At 71.5% G+C, this 15,010-nt stretch carries 14 protein-coding genes; 7 read left to right on the top strand and 7 right to left on the bottom strand.

Features of this window, described 5'->3' with window-relative positions; translation table 11 throughout:
* Positions 1-115 precede the first annotated feature (115 nt).
* Positions 116-571 carry a MarR family transcriptional regulator gene (locus tag E4P38_RS16880; RefSeq protein ID WP_135133112.1) on the top strand — a complete coding sequence of 152 codons (456 nt, stop codon included), beginning with the start codon at positions 116-118 and terminating at the stop codon, positions 569-571.
* 89 nt (positions 572-660) lie between these two features.
* Positions 661-1,104 carry an OsmC family protein gene (locus E4P38_RS16875; RefSeq protein ID WP_135133111.1) on the top strand — a complete coding sequence of 148 codons (444 nt, stop codon included), beginning with the start codon at positions 661-663 and terminating at the stop codon, positions 1,102-1,104.
* Positions 1,105-1,158: 54 nt separating this feature from the next.
* Here the strand turns inward: E4P38_RS16875 and E4P38_RS16870 are convergent, their stop codons facing one another.
* The 7 genes from E4P38_RS16870 to dnaK all read right to left on the bottom strand — a co-directional run bounded on the left by E4P38_RS16870 (position 1,159) and on the right by dnaK (position 8,230).
* Positions 1,159-2,781, bottom strand: coding sequence for an MFS transporter (locus E4P38_RS16870; protein WP_245161093.1), 1,623 nt, complete (start codon positions 2,779-2,781; stop codon positions 1,159-1,161).
* Between the two features lie 35 nt (positions 2,782-2,816).
* Complete coding sequence (locus E4P38_RS16865) at positions 2,817-3,308, bottom strand: MarR family winged helix-turn-helix transcriptional regulator (protein ID WP_135133110.1); 492 nt, start codon at positions 3,306-3,308, stop codon at positions 2,817-2,819.
* 150 nt (positions 3,309-3,458) lie between these two features.
* A complete protein-coding gene (locus tag E4P38_RS16860; RefSeq protein ID WP_135133109.1) occupies positions 3,459-3,950 on the bottom strand; it encodes a helix-turn-helix domain-containing protein in 492 nt (163 codons plus the stop codon).
* Positions 3,947-4,354 carry a helix-turn-helix transcriptional regulator gene (locus tag E4P38_RS16855; RefSeq protein ID WP_135133171.1) on the bottom strand — a complete coding sequence of 136 codons (408 nt, stop codon included), beginning with the start codon at positions 4,352-4,354 and terminating at the stop codon, positions 3,947-3,949. The genes E4P38_RS16860 and E4P38_RS16855 overlap by 4 nt, the downstream gene beginning before the upstream one ends.
* Before the next feature lie 44 nt (positions 4,355-4,398).
* A complete protein-coding gene (gene dnaJ / locus E4P38_RS16850) occupies positions 4,399-5,607 on the bottom strand; it encodes a molecular chaperone DnaJ (protein WP_135133108.1) in 1,209 nt (402 codons plus the stop codon).
* A gap of 33 nt (positions 5,608-5,640) precedes the next feature.
* Entirely contained in the window at positions 5,641-6,336 is a 696-nt protein-coding gene (grpE, locus tag E4P38_RS16845; protein WP_135133107.1) for a nucleotide exchange factor GrpE, read from the bottom strand.
* A 31-nt stretch (positions 6,337-6,367) separates the two neighbouring features.
* A complete protein-coding gene (gene dnaK / locus E4P38_RS16840; protein ID WP_135133106.1) occupies positions 6,368-8,230 on the bottom strand; it encodes a molecular chaperone DnaK in 1,863 nt (620 codons plus the stop codon).
* Between the two features lie 290 nt (positions 8,231-8,520).
* On the opposite strand from dnaK, the gene E4P38_RS16835 reads away from it, so the two are divergent.
* From E4P38_RS16835 to E4P38_RS16815, 5 genes are all read left to right on the top strand, one after another.
* The gene (locus tag E4P38_RS16835; RefSeq protein ID WP_135133105.1) at positions 8,521-9,519 is read left to right on the top strand and encodes a type IV toxin-antitoxin system AbiEi family antitoxin domain-containing protein; all 999 of its coding nucleotides are present in this window, start codon (positions 8,521-8,523) and stop codon (positions 9,517-9,519) included.
* Positions 9,520-9,752: 233 nt separating this feature from the next.
* The gene (locus E4P38_RS16830) at positions 9,753-10,628 is read left to right on the top strand and encodes an LLM class F420-dependent oxidoreductase (protein ID WP_135133104.1); all 876 of its coding nucleotides are present in this window, start codon (positions 9,753-9,755) and stop codon (positions 10,626-10,628) included.
* The gene (locus E4P38_RS16825; RefSeq protein WP_167760605.1) at positions 10,625-11,446 is read left to right on the top strand and encodes an acyl-CoA thioesterase domain-containing protein; all 822 of its coding nucleotides are present in this window, start codon (positions 10,625-10,627) and stop codon (positions 11,444-11,446) included. The genes E4P38_RS16830 and E4P38_RS16825 overlap by 4 nt, the downstream gene beginning before the upstream one ends.
* A 217-nt stretch (positions 11,447-11,663) precedes the next feature.
* The gene (locus tag E4P38_RS16820) at positions 11,664-13,958 is read left to right on the top strand and encodes a (Fe-S)-binding protein (RefSeq protein WP_135133102.1); all 2,295 of its coding nucleotides are present in this window, start codon (positions 11,664-11,666) and stop codon (positions 13,956-13,958) included.
* 78 nt (positions 13,959-14,036) lie between these two features.
* Positions 14,037-14,990 carry a DUF389 domain-containing protein gene (locus tag E4P38_RS16815; protein WP_245161102.1) on the top strand — a complete coding sequence of 318 codons (954 nt, stop codon included), beginning with the start codon at positions 14,037-14,039 and terminating at the stop codon, positions 14,988-14,990.
* The last annotated feature ends 20 nt before the right edge of the window (positions 14,991-15,010 follow it).

The following is a 15,010-nucleotide window of genomic DNA, read 5'->3' as shown; positions in this document are numbered from 1 at the left end:
CGGATACCAAGTTGAGTCTGTTCCGCTCAACCTCAGGACGTCCACTCGCCGGGCCGCTACGCCACCGAGAGGCGACGCCGCGACCCGCCGGGCTCCGGCGTCCTAGACTTCACGCATGACCGCCCTGCCGTCGCCGAGCGTGGCGCTCGACGACCAGCTGTGCTTCGCTCTGTACGCCGCCTCCCGAGCGGTGACGGCGCGCTACCGGCCCATGCTCGACGCGCTCGGCCTGACCTATCCGCAGTACCTGGTCATGATGCTGCTCTGGGAGACCGATCACCAGACCGTGGGGCAGCTCGGATCACGGCTGGCGCTCGACAGCGGCACGCTCTCGCCTCTGCTCAAGCGTCTCACTGCCGCCGGTCTGGTCACCCGCCACCGGCGCGTCGAGGACGAGCGCTCGGTCTCCATCGCGCTCACCGACGAGGGCCGCGCCCTGCGGGAGAAGGCGTTCACCATCTCCGAGGAGATGATCGGCGCGATCGGCTTCGACACCGGCGAGTTCGACGACCTGAAGGCGAAGCTGCGGCTGCTGACCGAGCGGGTCACCTCCCCGGTCGCCCCTACCTGACCTGCGGACGGTAGGGCGCACGGCGCCGGGGTAAGGGCCGGAGGATGCGCCGTCCAACAGTGGGCAGCGCCCGGTCCGGAGGAAGTCCCATGCCCACTCGCACCGCACGCACCGCCTGGAACGGCACCCTGCAGGAAGGGTCCGGCCGGACAGAACTGGCCAGCTCCGGCCTGGGAACCTTCGACGTCTCCTGGCCGAAGCGGACGTCGGACGAGGCCGGCGGGAGCACCAGCCCGGAGGAACTGATCGCCGCGGCCCACGCGTCCTGCTACGCCATGGCGTTCTCCGGGGGCATCGCCAAAGCCGGTGGTACGCCACAGAGCCTCGACGTGACCGCCGACGTGGGATTCGGGCCGGACAAGGAGCGCGGAGGGTTCATGATCACCGGGATCAAGCTGACCGTCCGTGGCCGGGTCGAGGGCCTCGACGCCACCGAGTTCGAGAAGGCTGCACAGGAGGCCAAGGCCGGCTGCCCGGTCAGCAAGGCGCTGGCCGGCGTCGACATCACGCTGGACGCTGCCCTGGAGCAGTGAGACGACGACGGCCCGTCTCCCGCAGGGGAGACGGGCCGTCGCGCTCGCTCGGAATCAGGCGTCGACCGTCTCCTCCGCCAGCCGCTCGGTGCCGCTCTGGGTGCGCAGCGCGATCTCGCGGATGAACACGATGGCGACCACGGCGATCGCAGCGACGACCGCCGAGATCAGGAAGATCCGCCCGGTGGCGTCGCCGTAGGAGACCCGGATGAGGTCCTGGATGACCCGCGGGGCATCGGCGAAGTCGGCCAGGCCGACGCTGCCGGAGCCCGCGGCCGCCGCCGCGGCACCCGGCACGGCGGCGAGACCCTTGACGATCAGATCGCCGACGTGGGTGCTCAGCACCGCGCCCAGGACCGAGACGCCGATCGTGCCGCCGAGGCTGCGGAAGAAGGCGACTGCCGAGCTCGCCGCACCCAGGTCGGTGGCGGCCACGGTGTTCTGCACCGCCAGCACGAGGTTCTGCATCGTCATGCCGATGCCGACGCCCAGGACGAACAGGAAACCGCCGAGCAGCACGATGTTCGTCTCGTGGTCGATGGTCGACAGCATCGCGAAGCCTGCCACCACGAGGATCGAGCCGGCGACGAGGAAGTGCTTCCAGCGGCCGGTCCTGGTGATCAGGATCCCCGACACGGTCGAGGAGAGCAGCAGCCCGGCGATCATCGGAACCGTGAGCAGACCGGCCGCCGTGGGCGAGTAGCCGCGCGAGATCTGCAGGTACTGGCCGAGGAAGACCGACGAACCGAACATGGCCACACCGACCGCCATGCTCGCCACGATGGCCAGCGTCGTCGTCCGGTCGCGGAACAGGCGCAGCGGGACGATCGGCTCCTTGGCCCGCAGCTCGGTGACGATGAATGCCGCGATCGCGAGCAGCCCGCCGCCGACGAACAGGGCGGTCTCGGTCGACATCCAGGCGAAGCTGTCACCGGCCAGGGTCACCCAGATCAGCAGCGCCGAGACGCCTGCGGTGAGGAAGGCCGCACCCAGGTAGTCGATGGACACGTCCCGCTTGGTCACCGGCAGGTGCAGGGTCCGCTGCAGCAGCACCAGGGCCACCGCGGCGAAGGGCACGCCGACGAAGAAGCACCAGCGCCAGCCGAGCCAGCTCGTGTCCACCAGGAGGCCACCGAGGAGCGGGCCGCCGATGGTCGCGACCGCCATCACGCTGCCGAGCAGACCGGAGTACCGGCCGCGCTCGCGCGGGCTGATCATCGCCGCCATCGCGATCTGCACCAGTGCCTGCAGCCCGCCGAGCCCCAGGCCCTGCAGCACACGCCAGGCGATGAGCGTCTCCACCGACTGCGACGAGCCGGCGAGCATCGAGCCGACGATGAAGATGACGATCGAGAGCTGGATCAGCAGCTTCTTGCTGAAGAGGTCGGCGAGCTTGCCCCAGATCGGGGTGGAGGCCGTCGAGGAGAGCAGGGTCGCGGTGACGACCCAGGTGTACTGACTCTGGCTGCCGCGCAGGTCGGTGATGATCGTGGGGAGGGCGTTGGAGACGACGGTCGAGGACAGGAACGCCACGAACATCGCCAGCAACATCCCCGAGAGCGCCTCGAGGATCTGCCGGTGGGTCATCTGGCCCTGCTGGACGGCGGGGACGACGTCCCTGGGCGCGGCGACTGCCTCCTCCGACGTGTCGGCGGGGCGCGCGATGGTGCTGCTCACGGTTCTCCTGAAGGGAAGCTCGGTGCGGGTGGAGGTCATCGGGGACTGGGGACGGCGGAACGGGCGGCCGTCGGGTGGACGGCGCCGACCGGGTCGAGATCGGTCACCAGACGGTCGAGGAGGTCGCTGAGCAGGCTCGCCTCGGACTCGTCCCAGCCGGCCAGGGCGGTGAGGGCCCAGTCGGCACGGAGGGCGCGGGTGGCGGCCAGCGCCTCGGCGCCGGCCGGCGTGAGGCGCAGCAGGCTGGCCCGCCCGTCGTGCGGGTCGGGGCGCCGCTCGACGTACCCGAGACGTTCCAGGACGGCGAGCTGGCGGCTGACGACCGAGACGTCGACGCCCACCTGCAGTGCCAGGGCGCTGCAGCGCTGGTCACCGTCGCGCTGCAGCGGCACGAGCAACGCCCAGCCGTAGGAGGGCAGCTCGCCGTAGAGCTGGGTGGCGGCACGCGCGCTCACGTGGCGGCCGGTACGGACCAGCTGGGCGACGCTCGACGTCAGCCGGTCGCGCGTTTCCGGGGTGATGGGCATGGGGATCCTTGCTGCGACGGATACTTGCAGACCGCAACCATACACCTAGTTGGTTGGCGTCTACAACGTTCTGTCGTTCGGCGTGTCCCCAGGTAGGGGTGGCTCAGGGTGGGGCGCTTGCTGACTTCCCGCTCGGACAGTCCGTCGTGGTCAGCGGACGGTGCCGCCCGCGCCGACCTCGGCCTCGCGGGCCTCGCCGAGCCGGTTCAGGCGGTTCAGCAGCTCCCCCAGCAGGGCGACGTCGCTGGCGGGCCAGTCGGCGAGATCGGCCTCCCAGCGCGCCCGGCGGACGTCGCGCACGCGGGCGAGCCGCGCCGACCCCTCGGCCGAGGGGGTGAGCACCTGGGCGCGACCGTCCACGGGGTCGGCCGCGCGGTCGACGAAACCTAGGTCCACGAGGTTGGCGACCTGACGGCTGACCGTGCTCTTGTCCAGGCCCAGCCGCGCGACCAGGTCGCTCGCCCGCAGGGGACCGGTGTCCTGGAGGAGGGCCAGCAGTCCGTAGGCCGCGCCGTCCAGGTCGGGGTGCAACTCCCCGGCCAGGCGGGCGGAGATCGCGCGGGAGCGGCGCAGGAGCAGGCCGATCTCGCGCTCCAGCTGCACGAAGGCCTCGTGCGCGTCGGGCGCGGGGCGGCCGGTCATCGGTCGGTCCGGGGACGCCACACGACCAGCGCCGAGCTGGGCCGGCGCTGGGGCACGAGGTCGCGGCGGTAGCCGGCCGGGACAGCGGCCTCGGCGGCCATCCGCCGCGTCTCGGACATCTCGAGTTCCTCCAGCAGCTCGTGCACCCGCGCCTGCAGCGCCTCGACCCGCGACTCCAGGTCGATGATCCGCTTGATGCCGGCGAGGTTGACGCCGTCCTCCTGGGAGAGCCGCTGCACCTCGCGGAGGAGCGCCACGTCCCGCGGGCTGTACCGGCGGCCTCCGCCGGCCGTGCGGCCGGGACTCACGAGGCCGAGCCGGTCGTACTGCCGCAGGGTCTGGGCGTGCATGCCGGCCAGCTCGGCGGCCACCGAGATCACGAAGACGGCGGCGTCCTCGGCCACGGCGCGCGCGGCGTCCTGGGACCCTGCGACCTCCGCCGGCTCGGTCACTTCTCGCTCCCCGCCTGCACCGCGGCCGTGATCTGCGGCCGCGGGTCCTCGTTCATCTCCTCGGCCAGGTTCTCGATCACCTTGCGCTGCGCCGGGGTGAGCCGCACCGGGACGGCGATGTCGAGAGTGACCAGCAGGTCGCCCGCCTTGCCCTTGCCGGGCACGCCGCGGCCGCGCACCCGCAGCGTCCGGCCGCTCGCGGTCCCGGCCGGCACCTTGAGCGACACGGTCCCGTCGAGGGTGGGCACCGTCAGCGTCGTCCCGAGGGCCGCCTCGGCGAACGTGAGCGGCACGGTCAGCGTGAGGTCGTCCCCCTTGCGGCCGAACAGCTGGTGCTCGGACACGTGGACGACGACGAAGAGGTCGCCGGACGGTCCGCCGCGTCGGCCGGGCGCGCCCTTGCCGGCCAGCCGGATGCGCTGGCCGTCCTTGACGCCGGCCGGTATCCGGACGGTGATGGTGCGGGTCTGGGTGGTCACGCCGCTGCCGGAGCAGGTCGGGCAGGGGTCGTCGACGACCGAGCCGGTGCCGCGGCAGTTGCGGCAGGGCTCGGAGAAGGCGAACGCGCCCTGGCTGCGGCTGGTGACGCCCGCGCCCTGGCAGACCGGGCAGGTGTGCGGGCTCGTCCCCGGCTTGGCGCCGTTGCCGTGGCAGGTCGGGCAGGTGCCCGGGCTCTGCATGCGCAGCGGCACGGTGACGCCGAGGACGGCCTCGTCGAAGGAGAGCGTCGCCTCGGTCTCGACGTCCTGGCCCCGCGCCGGGCCGGACGCCGCCTGGCTGCGCGATCGGGCCGACCCCGCGCCACCGGCGCCGCCGAACAGGCCGCCCAGCAGGTCGCCCAGACCGCCGCCGCCCCGACCGCCCGCGCCGGTGCCACCGGCAGCGCCGAACAGATCGCCGAGGTCGAAGTCCTGCGTGCCGCCGCTACCGGGGAACCCGCCGGGGAAGCCCCCGCCGCGTCCGCCGGCGCCGAAGAGCCGCCGCGCGTCGTCGTACTCGCCGCGGCGCTTGGTGTCCGACAGCACGTCGTAGGCCTCGGACACGTCCTTGAAGCGCGCTTCGGCCTCGGAGTTGCCGGGGTTCTTGTCCGGGTGCAGCTCCGTGGCCAGCTTGCGGTAGGCCTTCTTGATGGCCGCCGCATCGGCGTCCTTCGGGACGCCCAGGGCGGCGTAGTAGTCCTTCTCGATGAAGTCCCGGGTGCTCATCGGGCGCCCCCTTTCTGTGTGTTGGGCCGACGGTCAGCCGGCGGGGGGCTCGTCGCCCGGCGGCGCGGAGGCCGCCGGTGCCGGCGACTCGGGGTCGGTCACCGCGACCATCGCCGTCCGCAGGACACGGTCCCCGCGGCGGAAACCCTGCCGCAGCACCGTCGTGGCGGTCGGGACGCTCACCTCCGACGACGTGTCGTGGATGACGGCCTCGTGCAGTGCCGGGTCGAACGCGTCGCCCGAGGCGCCGAAGGCCTCGACGCCGAGGCCGTCGAGCAGGCCGAGCACGCGCTCGGCGACGACCTTGAAGGCACCGGTCAGGTCACCGTGGTCACGGGCCCGCTCGATGTCGTCGACGATCGGGAACAGCTGCAGCGCGAACTTCTCGGCCGCCTGGTCGACGACCAGCGAGCGGTCACGGTCGACCCGCCGCCGGTAGTTGGCGTACTCGGCGCTGACCCGCTGCAGGTCCTCGGTCCGCTCGGCCAGCTGGGCCGCGACGTCCCCTCCCCCGGCCCCGCCGGGGGGCTGGACGGCCGGCACCTCGTCGACGACCGGGGTCTCGTGCTCGCTCATGGATTCCTCTCGGACCGGGGCTGTGGTTCCAGCGGGGGTGGTGCCGGCCGGCTGTTCGCCGGCCGGCACCCGGACCGTGCCGCTGATCGGATCGATGCGCCGCTTGTCGCGGATCACGACCCGTGGCGTCTCCTCGTCCCGCGGCTCTGTCATGGCCGCCCTCCCCAAGCGTCCGGCGGTGTCATCACTTCTTGTCGGTGTCCTCGTCCACGATCTCGGCGTCGACGACGTCGTCGTCGGAGCTCGACGAGCCCTCCGCCGCCGGGCCGTCACCGGCGTCGCCCGAGGGAGAGCCGGCCGCCTCGGCCTGCTGCGCGTAGAGCGCGCCGCCGACCTCCTGGGACACGCGGGCCACCTTCTCCTGCGCGGCCTTGATCGCGGCGATGTCGGATCCGCCGAGGGCGCTGCGCAGGTCGGTCAGCGCCTCGCCGAGCTCGTCCTTCTTCTCGGCCGGGATCTTCTCGCCGTTCTCGGCCAGGAACTTCTCGGTCTGGTACTGCAGCGACTCGGCCAGGTTGCGGGTCTCGGCCTCCTCGCGGCGCTTCTTGTCCTCGTCCGCGTGCGCCTCGGCGTCCTTCATCATCCGCTCGATGTCGTCCTTCGGGAGGGCCGAGCCGCCGGTGATGGTCATCGACTGCTCCTTGCCCGTGCCGAGGTCCTTGGCGTGGACGTGGACGATGCCGTTGGCGTCGATGTCGAAGGCCACCTCGATCTGCGGGACGCCGCGGGGCGCCGGGGGCAGACCGGTCAGCTCGAACATGCCGAGCTTCTTGTTGTAGGCCGCCATCTCGCGCTCGCCCTGGAAGACCTGGATCTGCACGGACGGCTGGTTGTCGTCGGCCGTCGTGAAGATCTCGGAGCGCTTCGTCGGGATCGTGGTGTTGCGCTCGATGAGCTTGGTCATGATTCCGCCCTTGGTCTCGATGCCCAGGGACAGCGGGGTGACGTCGAGGAGCAGGACGTCCTTGACCTCACCGCGGAGGACACCGGCCTGCAGCGCGGCACCGATGGCCACGACCTCGTCCGGGTTGACGCCCTTGTTGGGCTCCTTGCCGCCGGTCAGCTCACGCACCAGGTCGGACACGGCCGGCATGCGCGTGGAGCCACCGACGAGGACGACGTGGTCGATCTCGCCGACGGAGATGCCGGCGTCCCGGATCGCCTGGTTGAACGGCGCGCGGGCCCGGTCGAGCAGGTCCTGCGTGAGCCGCTGGAACTCCGCACGCGTGATCGTGACGTCGAGGTGCAGCGGGCCGTCGGCACCGGCCGTGATGTACGGCAGGTTGATGTTGGTCGACTGGGCGCCGGAGAGCTCGATCTTGGCCTTCTCAGCGGCCTCGCGGAGGCGCTGCATGGCCAGCTTGTCCTTGGACAGGTCGATGCCGTTGGACGCGTTGAAGGTCTTGACCAGGTGGGTCATGACCTTCTCGTCCCAGTCGTCACCACCGAGGTGGTTGTCGCCGGCGGTGGCCTTGACCTCGATGACGCCGTCCCCGATCTCGAGCAGGGAGACGTCGAAGGTGCCGCCGCCGAGGTCGAAGACGAGGATCGTCTGCTCGGTCTCACCCTTGTCCAGGCCGTAGGCCAGTGCGGCCGCGGTCGGCTCGTTGACGATGCGCAGGACGTTGAGGCCCGCGATCTCACCGGCCTCCTTGGTGGCCTGGCGCTGGGCGTCCTCGAAGTAGGCGGGGACGGTGATGACGGCGTCGGTGACCGGCTCGCCCAGGTAGGTCTCGGCGTCCCGCTTCAGCTTCTGCAGGATGCGCGCGGAGATCTCCTGCGGCGTGTACTTCTTGCCGTCGATCTCATCCGTGCTCCACGTCGTGCCCATGTGCCGCTTCACGGAGCGGATGGTGCGGTCGACGTTGGTGACCGCCTGGTTCTTGGCCGACTGGCCGACGAGGACCTCGCCGTTCTTGGCGAAGGCCACGACCGACGGCGTCGTGCGCGAGCCCTCGGAGTTCGCGATGACCGTCGGCTCGCCGCCCTCCAGGACGGTGACGACGGAGTTGGTGGTGCCGAGGTCGATTCCGACCGCTCGAGCCATGGGGATGGCCTCTCTTTCCGGGTGCTGGGGTGGTGCTTGGTCCAGGAGCTGAGGGCTCTCACCATCTTGCGCGTGGTCCGCTCAACTTTCCTGCCCACGATAACGGCAGGCATCCGGGCCGTGTTCCCGGGTCCCGACCAATTTCCTGTGGGTCGATCTCCGTGACCTCGGTACCGCGGTGCAGTCGCCGGGACCGCGCTGCAGCGCGGTCCTCGCAACCACAGCGCGGCCCTGGCGGCGTCGTCCACAGGCACCCGCCGCCACGACGCGCAAGATCGCAGACTCCACGGGTGCATCCCCTCCTGCGCGCCGTCGCCGAACGCCAGTACGGCGTCTTCACCGCGGTCGATGCGCGCCGGGCCGGGTACGGGCACCCTGAGATCCGCCACCTCTGCGCGTCGGGTCGCTGGCACCGACTCCGGCGCGGCATCTACGTCACGGCCGACGAGCTCGCCCGCGCCGACACCGGCAGCCGGCGGCACCGGCTCGAGTGCCTGGCGGTGCTCCTTGCCCTCGACCGGCCGACGGCGGCGATCAGCCACCTCTCGGCCGCCCGCCTGTGGGGCGTCCCGCTTCGGCGACAGCAGGCTTCCGACGTCCGGCTCACCGACCCGGCGCACGGGCGTCGCGGCAGCGGGTTCCTCGTGACCCGCGCACCGCTCGGTCCCGACGAGATCGGCACCCGGGGTGCGCTCCGGTTCACCACGGCGGCCCGCACCCTCATCGACTGCGCCCGCGACTGGCCACTGGAGGACGCCGTCGTCGCGATGGATGCCGGCGTGCTCACCGGGAAGGTGACGCCCGCGGAACTCCTGGACGCGGCCGCCCGGTCCCGTCGGTGGCCCGGGGGGCGCCAGGCCGAGCGGGCACTCTCGCTCACCGACGGCCGTGCCGAGTCGCCCCTGGAGACGCGCGGCAGGCTGCGGATCGTGGGCTCGGGACTGCCCTCACCCGAGCTCCAGGTCGAGATCAGAGTGGGCGGCCGACTGATCGCCGTCGTCGATGCCTGGTTCGACGAGGCGGCGGTCGCGGTGGAGTTCGACGGCCGGGTCAAGTACACCGACCCCTGGCGCGGTCGCTCGCCCGAGCAGGTGCTGTGGGACGAGAAGCGCCGCGAGGACGAACTCCGGGCTCTGGACATCGGTGTCGTGCGGATCGCGGAGGCAGACCTGGGAGCGAACTGGAGGCGCGTCGAGGACCCCCTCCGCAGTCTCCTGGCGCGTCCACGGCCCTCCGGACGGCGCTACAGCGCTACCGCGCGGGAGCGAGGCGTGCTCCGCGTCAGCTGACCCGGTACCGGGGTGTCGTGGCCAAGGCCGCGCTGCAGCGCGGACCTGGCCACCACACGGCGACATTCGGTTCGGCGTCCGCAGTTATCGAATGCCTATCGACAACTCGGACGCGGCCTGCTTTCCTCGGGGAGATACCGAGCACCTGTCGATATCGGGGACGACGCGTCCACGGCCCCCGCCTTCCGGCAGCGCCGCGTGTCCCGACGACCTGGGCAGACGAAGGCGGAGAGATGAAGTTCGGACTGACGCTGGTGGGCCTGCGGCCCCGCTGGTACACGGACGTGGCCCGGCAGGTCGAGGCGGCCGGCTTCGAGTCGGTGTGGTTCGGGGAGCACCTGGTCCTGCCGGCGACGCTGCCGAGCACGTACCCGTACGCGTCCGACGGCAACGCCCCCATCACGCCGGACAGCCCGCTGTACGACGCGTTCGTGATGCTCGCGGGGATCGCCACCGCGACGACGACCCTCCGGCTCGGCACGAACGTCTACGTCCTCCCGCTGCGGCACCCGCTGGTGACCGCCCGCTCGGTCGTCACGCTCGACCGGCTGTCGGGCGGGCGCGTCACCCTCGGTGCAGGGGTCGGCTGGCTGAAGGACGAGTTCGACGCGGCCGGCGTCCCGTTCGCCGAACGCGGCAGCCGGATGGACGAGATCATCCCGCTGCTGCGCCGGCTGTGGTCGGGCCAGGACCCGATCACGCACGAGGGGCAGCACTTCTCTTTCGGGCCCGTGCACTTCCGCCCCAAGTCGATCCAGAAGCCGTCCATCCCGATCGAGCTGGGCGGCACCTCGCCGGCCGCCCTGCGCCGGGCGGCGCTCATGGGTGACGGGTGGATGGAACTGGGCTCCAGCGACGTCGACGAGATCGCAGGGCGGATCGCCGGGCTCACCAAGGCCCGGAGCGAGGCCGGCCTGGGCGACCATCCGTTCGAGATCACCGCGTCTCTCGCGCCCGAGGGCGGCGACCTCGGGGCACTGGAACAGGCCGGGGTCACCCGCGTGATCACCCACATCCCGGGGCTGACCGCCGAGTCCACCCTCGACGAGGCCCGCCGGTGGATCGACGCCTTCGCCGCGGAGACGATCGCGAGTTCCTCGCAGCCGTGAGCAACCGCCACACCTTCACCGACCTGGTCACGCTGGAGTCCCGGGGGGACGACGTGTTCGTCCCGGCGGTCTATCCGGAGTGGGACTCGGCATTCGTCTTCGGCGGCCAACAGCTCGCGCAGGCGACGAGCGCAGCCATGGCGACGACGGACGGCGACCGAACGCCCCATTCGATGCACGCGCACTTCCTGGCGGTCGCCCTACCGAGCCGGCCGCTGCAGTACCGCGTCTCCCGCGTCCGGGACGGCCGGTCGTTCACCCTGCGGCAGGTCGACGCGGACCAGGACGGCCGCCGGGTCTTCACCGCGACCGTGTCCTTCCACCGCACCGGGCCCGACACCGAGGGCGTGGAGTACCAGCTGGCCCGTCCCGCCGCGCCGGACGCGGAGGAGCCCGCCGGCGCCTGGTCGCCGTACCTCGCCGAGTCCGACTACTTCTCGGTGTTCGACCTGCGCGAGCTCCCGCCGGCTCCGGAGGGCCCCGACGGCACCCGGGAGTTCAGCCGGCGGGTGTGGTTCCGGGCCGCCGATCCGCTGCCCGACGACCCGGCGGTGCACGCCAGTGCGATCGCGTACGCCTCCGACCTCGGGGTCACGATCGCCTCGTCGGTGACCGCCGGGCTGTACCGGCGGGCGAACGTCCTGACCAGCCTGGACCACGCCCTGTGGTGGCACCGCCCCGTGCGGGCGGACGAGTGGACGCTGCTGAACCTGGAGTCGGTCTCCAACAGTCATCAGCGGGGAACCGTGCGCGGCACCGTGCACACCGCCGACGGATCGCTCGCGGCCTCGCTCGGCCAGGACACCCTGATCCGATGACCCGTTCCAGGCGTCCGGGCGCGCCGGGGTTACCGGTGAGTAGCCGAACGCGGCGCCAGCTATCGTGCGGAGCAGTGCAGGCAGCTTTGCCCGCACGCGATCCGCGCGCCGGCTCCCCGCCGGTGCGGGGGACGCCAGGTGCTCCGATGATCACCCTGTCGTCGCCGTGTGGCGGACGTGAGCAACCAACGCCACCAGGCGTACGCGGGAGGAAAACATGACGGGCCCGTTGCAGGTCGTGCTGGGCACGATCAGCGTCCTGTTCCTGATCGTGTCGTCGGTCCTCGCCTATCGGGCGGTCCGCGCGATGGTGCGGATCATCCGCACCGGCCAGCCCGACGGCACCCGCTTCGGCCCGGTGAAGAGCCGCGTGAAGACGCTGCTGGTCGAGTCGCTGGGCCACACCCGGATGCTCAAGTGGTCGGCCATCGGCGCCGCCCACTGGTTCGTGTTCGTCGGGTTCTACGGCCTGTTCCTCACCCTGGTCGAGGCCTTCGGCGAGGTCTGGAACCCGTCCTTCCACCTACCCCTGATCGGGGAGTGGTTCCTCTGGAACCTCTTCGCCGACATCATCGGCACCGGCACGATCCTCGGCATCCTCTACCTGATCTACCGGCGCCAGAAGGACCACCCGCGCCGCCAGGGCCGGAAGAGCCGCTTCGCCGGGTCGAACGAGGGCCGCGGCTACTTCGTCGAGGCCGTCGTCCTCACCGTCGGCGTCTGCATCCTGCTCATCCGCGCACTCAAGGTCTCCAGTGACCTGACCGAGGCCCCCGCCTGGTCGCACCCGATCTCCGGCGCCCTGGCGAACCTGCTGCCCGACAGCCCCGACCTCCTGACGGTGGTCGCGTTCGTCAAGATCGTGGTCTCGCTGACCTGGCTCGTGGTCATCAGCCGGATCCTCAACATGGGCGTCGCCTGGCACCGGTTCAGCGCCTTCTTCAACATCTACTTCAAGCGCGAGGCCGACGGCGGCGTGGCGCTCGGCCCGCTGCAGCCGATGACGTCGGCCGGTAAGCCGATCGACTTCGAGGATCCCGGCGAGGACGACGTCTTCGGTCGCGGCAAGATCGAGGACTTCACCTGGAAGGGGATGCTGGACTTCACCACCTGCACCGAGTGCGGGCGGTGCCAGAGCCAGTGTCCGGCCTGGAACACCGGCAAGCCCCTGTCGCCGAAGATGCTGATCATGGACCTGCGGGACCACCTGTACGCCAAGGCCCCGTACCTGCTCGGCGCGCAGACCGCGAGCGAGACCGCACCCGACTACGACGTCCTTCGTCCCAGCGACGAGCAGGCCTGGGCGTCGGGCTACGCCCGCATTGAGGGCACCAACGACGCCCAGGCGCACCGCCCGCTGGTGGGCACCCTCGAGGAGGGCGGGGTCATCGACCCCGACGTCCTGTGGAGCTGCACCAACTGCGGCGCCTGCGTCGAGCAGTGCCCGGTCGACATCGAGCACGTCGACCACATCCTCGACATGCGCCGCTACCAGGTGCTCATCGAGTCGAGCTTCCCCTCGGAGGCCGGCGTGATGATGAAGAACCTGGAGAACCGGGGCAACCCGTGGGGCGTGGGCGGCAACGTCCGCGAGGAGTGGATCAAGGAGCTCGACTTCGAGGTCCGGATGGTCGACGGCCCGATCCCCTACGAGGTCGAGTACCTGTTCTGGGTCGGCTGCGCCGGCGCCATCGACGACCGGGCCAAGAAGGTCACCAAGGCCGTCGCCGAGCTCATGCACATCGCCGGCGTCGAGTTCGCCGTCCTGGGCTCGGGCGAGACCTGCTCGGGCGACCCGGCCCGCCGCATGGGCAACGAGTTCGTCTTCCAGCAGCTGGCCATGGAGAACGTCGAGACGCTCAACGCCGCGTTCGAGGGCCGCGTGCCGGGCACCCGCAAGATCGTCGCGACCTGCCCGCACTGCTTCAACTCCCTCGGGCGGGAGTACCCGCAGGTCGGCGGCGAGTACGAGGTCATCCACCACACCCAGCTGCTCAGCACGCTGGTGGAGGAGGGCCGGCTGACCCCGGTCACGCCGGTCGACCGCAAGGTCACCTACCACGACCCCTGCTTCCTGGGCCGGCACAACAAGGTCTACACACCGCCGCGCGAGATCCTCGACTCCGTCCAGGGCCTGTCCACCCAGGAGATGCACCGCTGCAAGGACCGCGGCTTCTGCTGCGGCGCCGGCGGCGCGCGCATGTGGATGGAGGAGAAGATCGGCAAGCGGATCAACGCCGAGCGCACCGAGGAGGCGCTCGAGCTCGATCCCGACGTCATCTCCACCGCCTGCCCGTTCTGCATCACGATGTTGAGCGACGCGCTGAACACGAAGAAGCAGAACGGCGAGGCCAAGGACCACGTCGAGGTCCTCGACGTCAGCCAGATCCTGCTCCGCTCGATGGCGCCGGTCGGCGCCCCGGGCACCGACTCCGGCCCCGAGGTCGGCACCGTGGCCGACGACCCCGCGGGCGCCGGGTCGCCTGCCACGGAGCACGGGCCCCAGGCCTGACGAGGTCGGACGACGGCGCGCGACACCTCCGGGTGACGCGCGCCGTCGCCGTTCCGGGCTAGAACTGCGCCCGTGCTGATGCAACTGCGGGTGACCGTGCCGTCCGACCGGACCGACCGGGTTCGCGACCTGTTCGAGAGCAATCCGGGGACGGCGCACCTCGTCGTCCTCCCCGGTGCCTCCGTCTCCCCACCCGGGGACCTGGTGCTCGCCGACGTCGCCCGGGAGTCGGCCGACGGGCTGGTCGCGGCACTGCGGGAGCTTCGGGTGCACCAGGACGGGGCCATCGTCATGTCAGCGGTCGACGCCGCCGTGTCCAGCGCCGCCCGGAAGGCGGAGGTCGACGCACCCGGGGATGCCGCGGACGCGGTGGTCTGGGAGCAGATCGTCCGGACGACCGACGCCGACTCCGCGCTCTCGGTCTCCTACCTGGCGTTCCTCACGATCGCGACGCTCCTGGCCGCGGTCGCGATCATCAACGACTCCGCGATCCTCACCATCGGCGCGATGGTGCTCGGCCCCGAGTTCGCCCCGCTCGCCGCTCTCGCCGTCGCCGCGGTGCAGGGCCGCAGGCGGAGTGCCCGACGCGCTGCCGTCACCCTGGTGGTCGGCTTCGTCGTGGCCATCGGGCTCACGGCCGCCGTCACCCTCGTCGGCCGGGGCCTGGGCTGGTTCGGCACCGAACTGCTCAGCGCCGACCGTCCGGAGACGGGCTTCATCACTGCACCGGACCGCTGGTCCCTGGTCGTGGCCGTGCTCGCCGGCGTCGCAGGGGTCCTGTCGCTCACCTCGTCGAAGAGCGGGGCGCTCGTCGGGGTCTTCATCTCCGTCACCACGGTGCCGGCCGCCGCGGACATGGCGATCTCCCTCGCGCTCGGCGGCGGTCCGGAGTTCGTCCGCGCGGCCACCCAGCTGGGGATCAACCTGGCCGGGATCATCGTCGCGGCCACCGCGACGCTTGCGCTCCAACGGGCCGTCTGGCGCCGGGTCCCCCGCATGCTGCCGTCAGTGCCCGCTGCTGGGGGCCACTGAGGGCGGACGGCCCCCGCGCG

The organism is Blastococcus sp. CT_GayMR16 (assembly GCF_004570875.1).
Classification (GTDB): Bacteria; Actinomycetota; Actinomycetes; order Mycobacteriales; family Geodermatophilaceae; genus Blastococcus_B.
The sequence above is the reverse complement of the archived record's forward strand: the minus strand, read 5'-3'. Positions and strand labels throughout refer to the sequence as shown.

What these genes read in the sequence shown, in the direction of transcription:
- E4P38_RS16860 (WP_135133109.1), bottom strand. Translation starts at nt 3,950, where the DNA reads ATGACCGGCCGCCCCGCGCCCGACGCGCACGAGGCCTTCGTGCAGCTG.
- E4P38_RS16865 (WP_135133110.1), bottom strand. Translation starts at nt 3,308, where the DNA reads ATGCCCATCACCCCGGAAACGCGCGACCGGCTGACGTCGAGCGTCGCC.
- E4P38_RS16880 (WP_135133112.1), top strand. Translation starts at nt 116, where the DNA reads ATGACCGCCCTGCCGTCGCCGAGCGTGGCGCTCGACGACCAGCTGTGC.
- grpE (WP_135133107.1), bottom strand. Translation starts at nt 6,336, where the DNA reads ATGACAGAGCCGCGGGACGAGGAGACGCCACGGGTCGTGATCCGCGAC.
- dnaK (WP_135133106.1), bottom strand. Translation starts at nt 8,230, where the DNA reads ATGGCTCGAGCGGTCGGAATCGACCTCGGCACCACCAACTCCGTCGTC.
- E4P38_RS16820 (WP_135133102.1), top strand. Translation starts at nt 11,664, where the DNA reads ATGACGGGCCCGTTGCAGGTCGTGCTGGGCACGATCAGCGTCCTGTTC.
- E4P38_RS16875 (WP_135133111.1), top strand. Translation starts at nt 661, where the DNA reads ATGCCCACTCGCACCGCACGCACCGCCTGGAACGGCACCCTGCAGGAA.
- dnaJ (WP_135133108.1), bottom strand. Translation starts at nt 5,607, where the DNA reads ATGAGCACCCGGGACTTCATCGAGAAGGACTACTACGCCGCCCTGGGC.
- E4P38_RS16815 (WP_245161102.1), top strand. Translation starts at nt 14,037, where the DNA reads ATGCAACTGCGGGTGACCGTGCCGTCCGACCGGACCGACCGGGTTCGC.
- E4P38_RS16830 (WP_135133104.1), top strand. Translation starts at nt 9,753, where the DNA reads ATGAAGTTCGGACTGACGCTGGTGGGCCTGCGGCCCCGCTGGTACACG.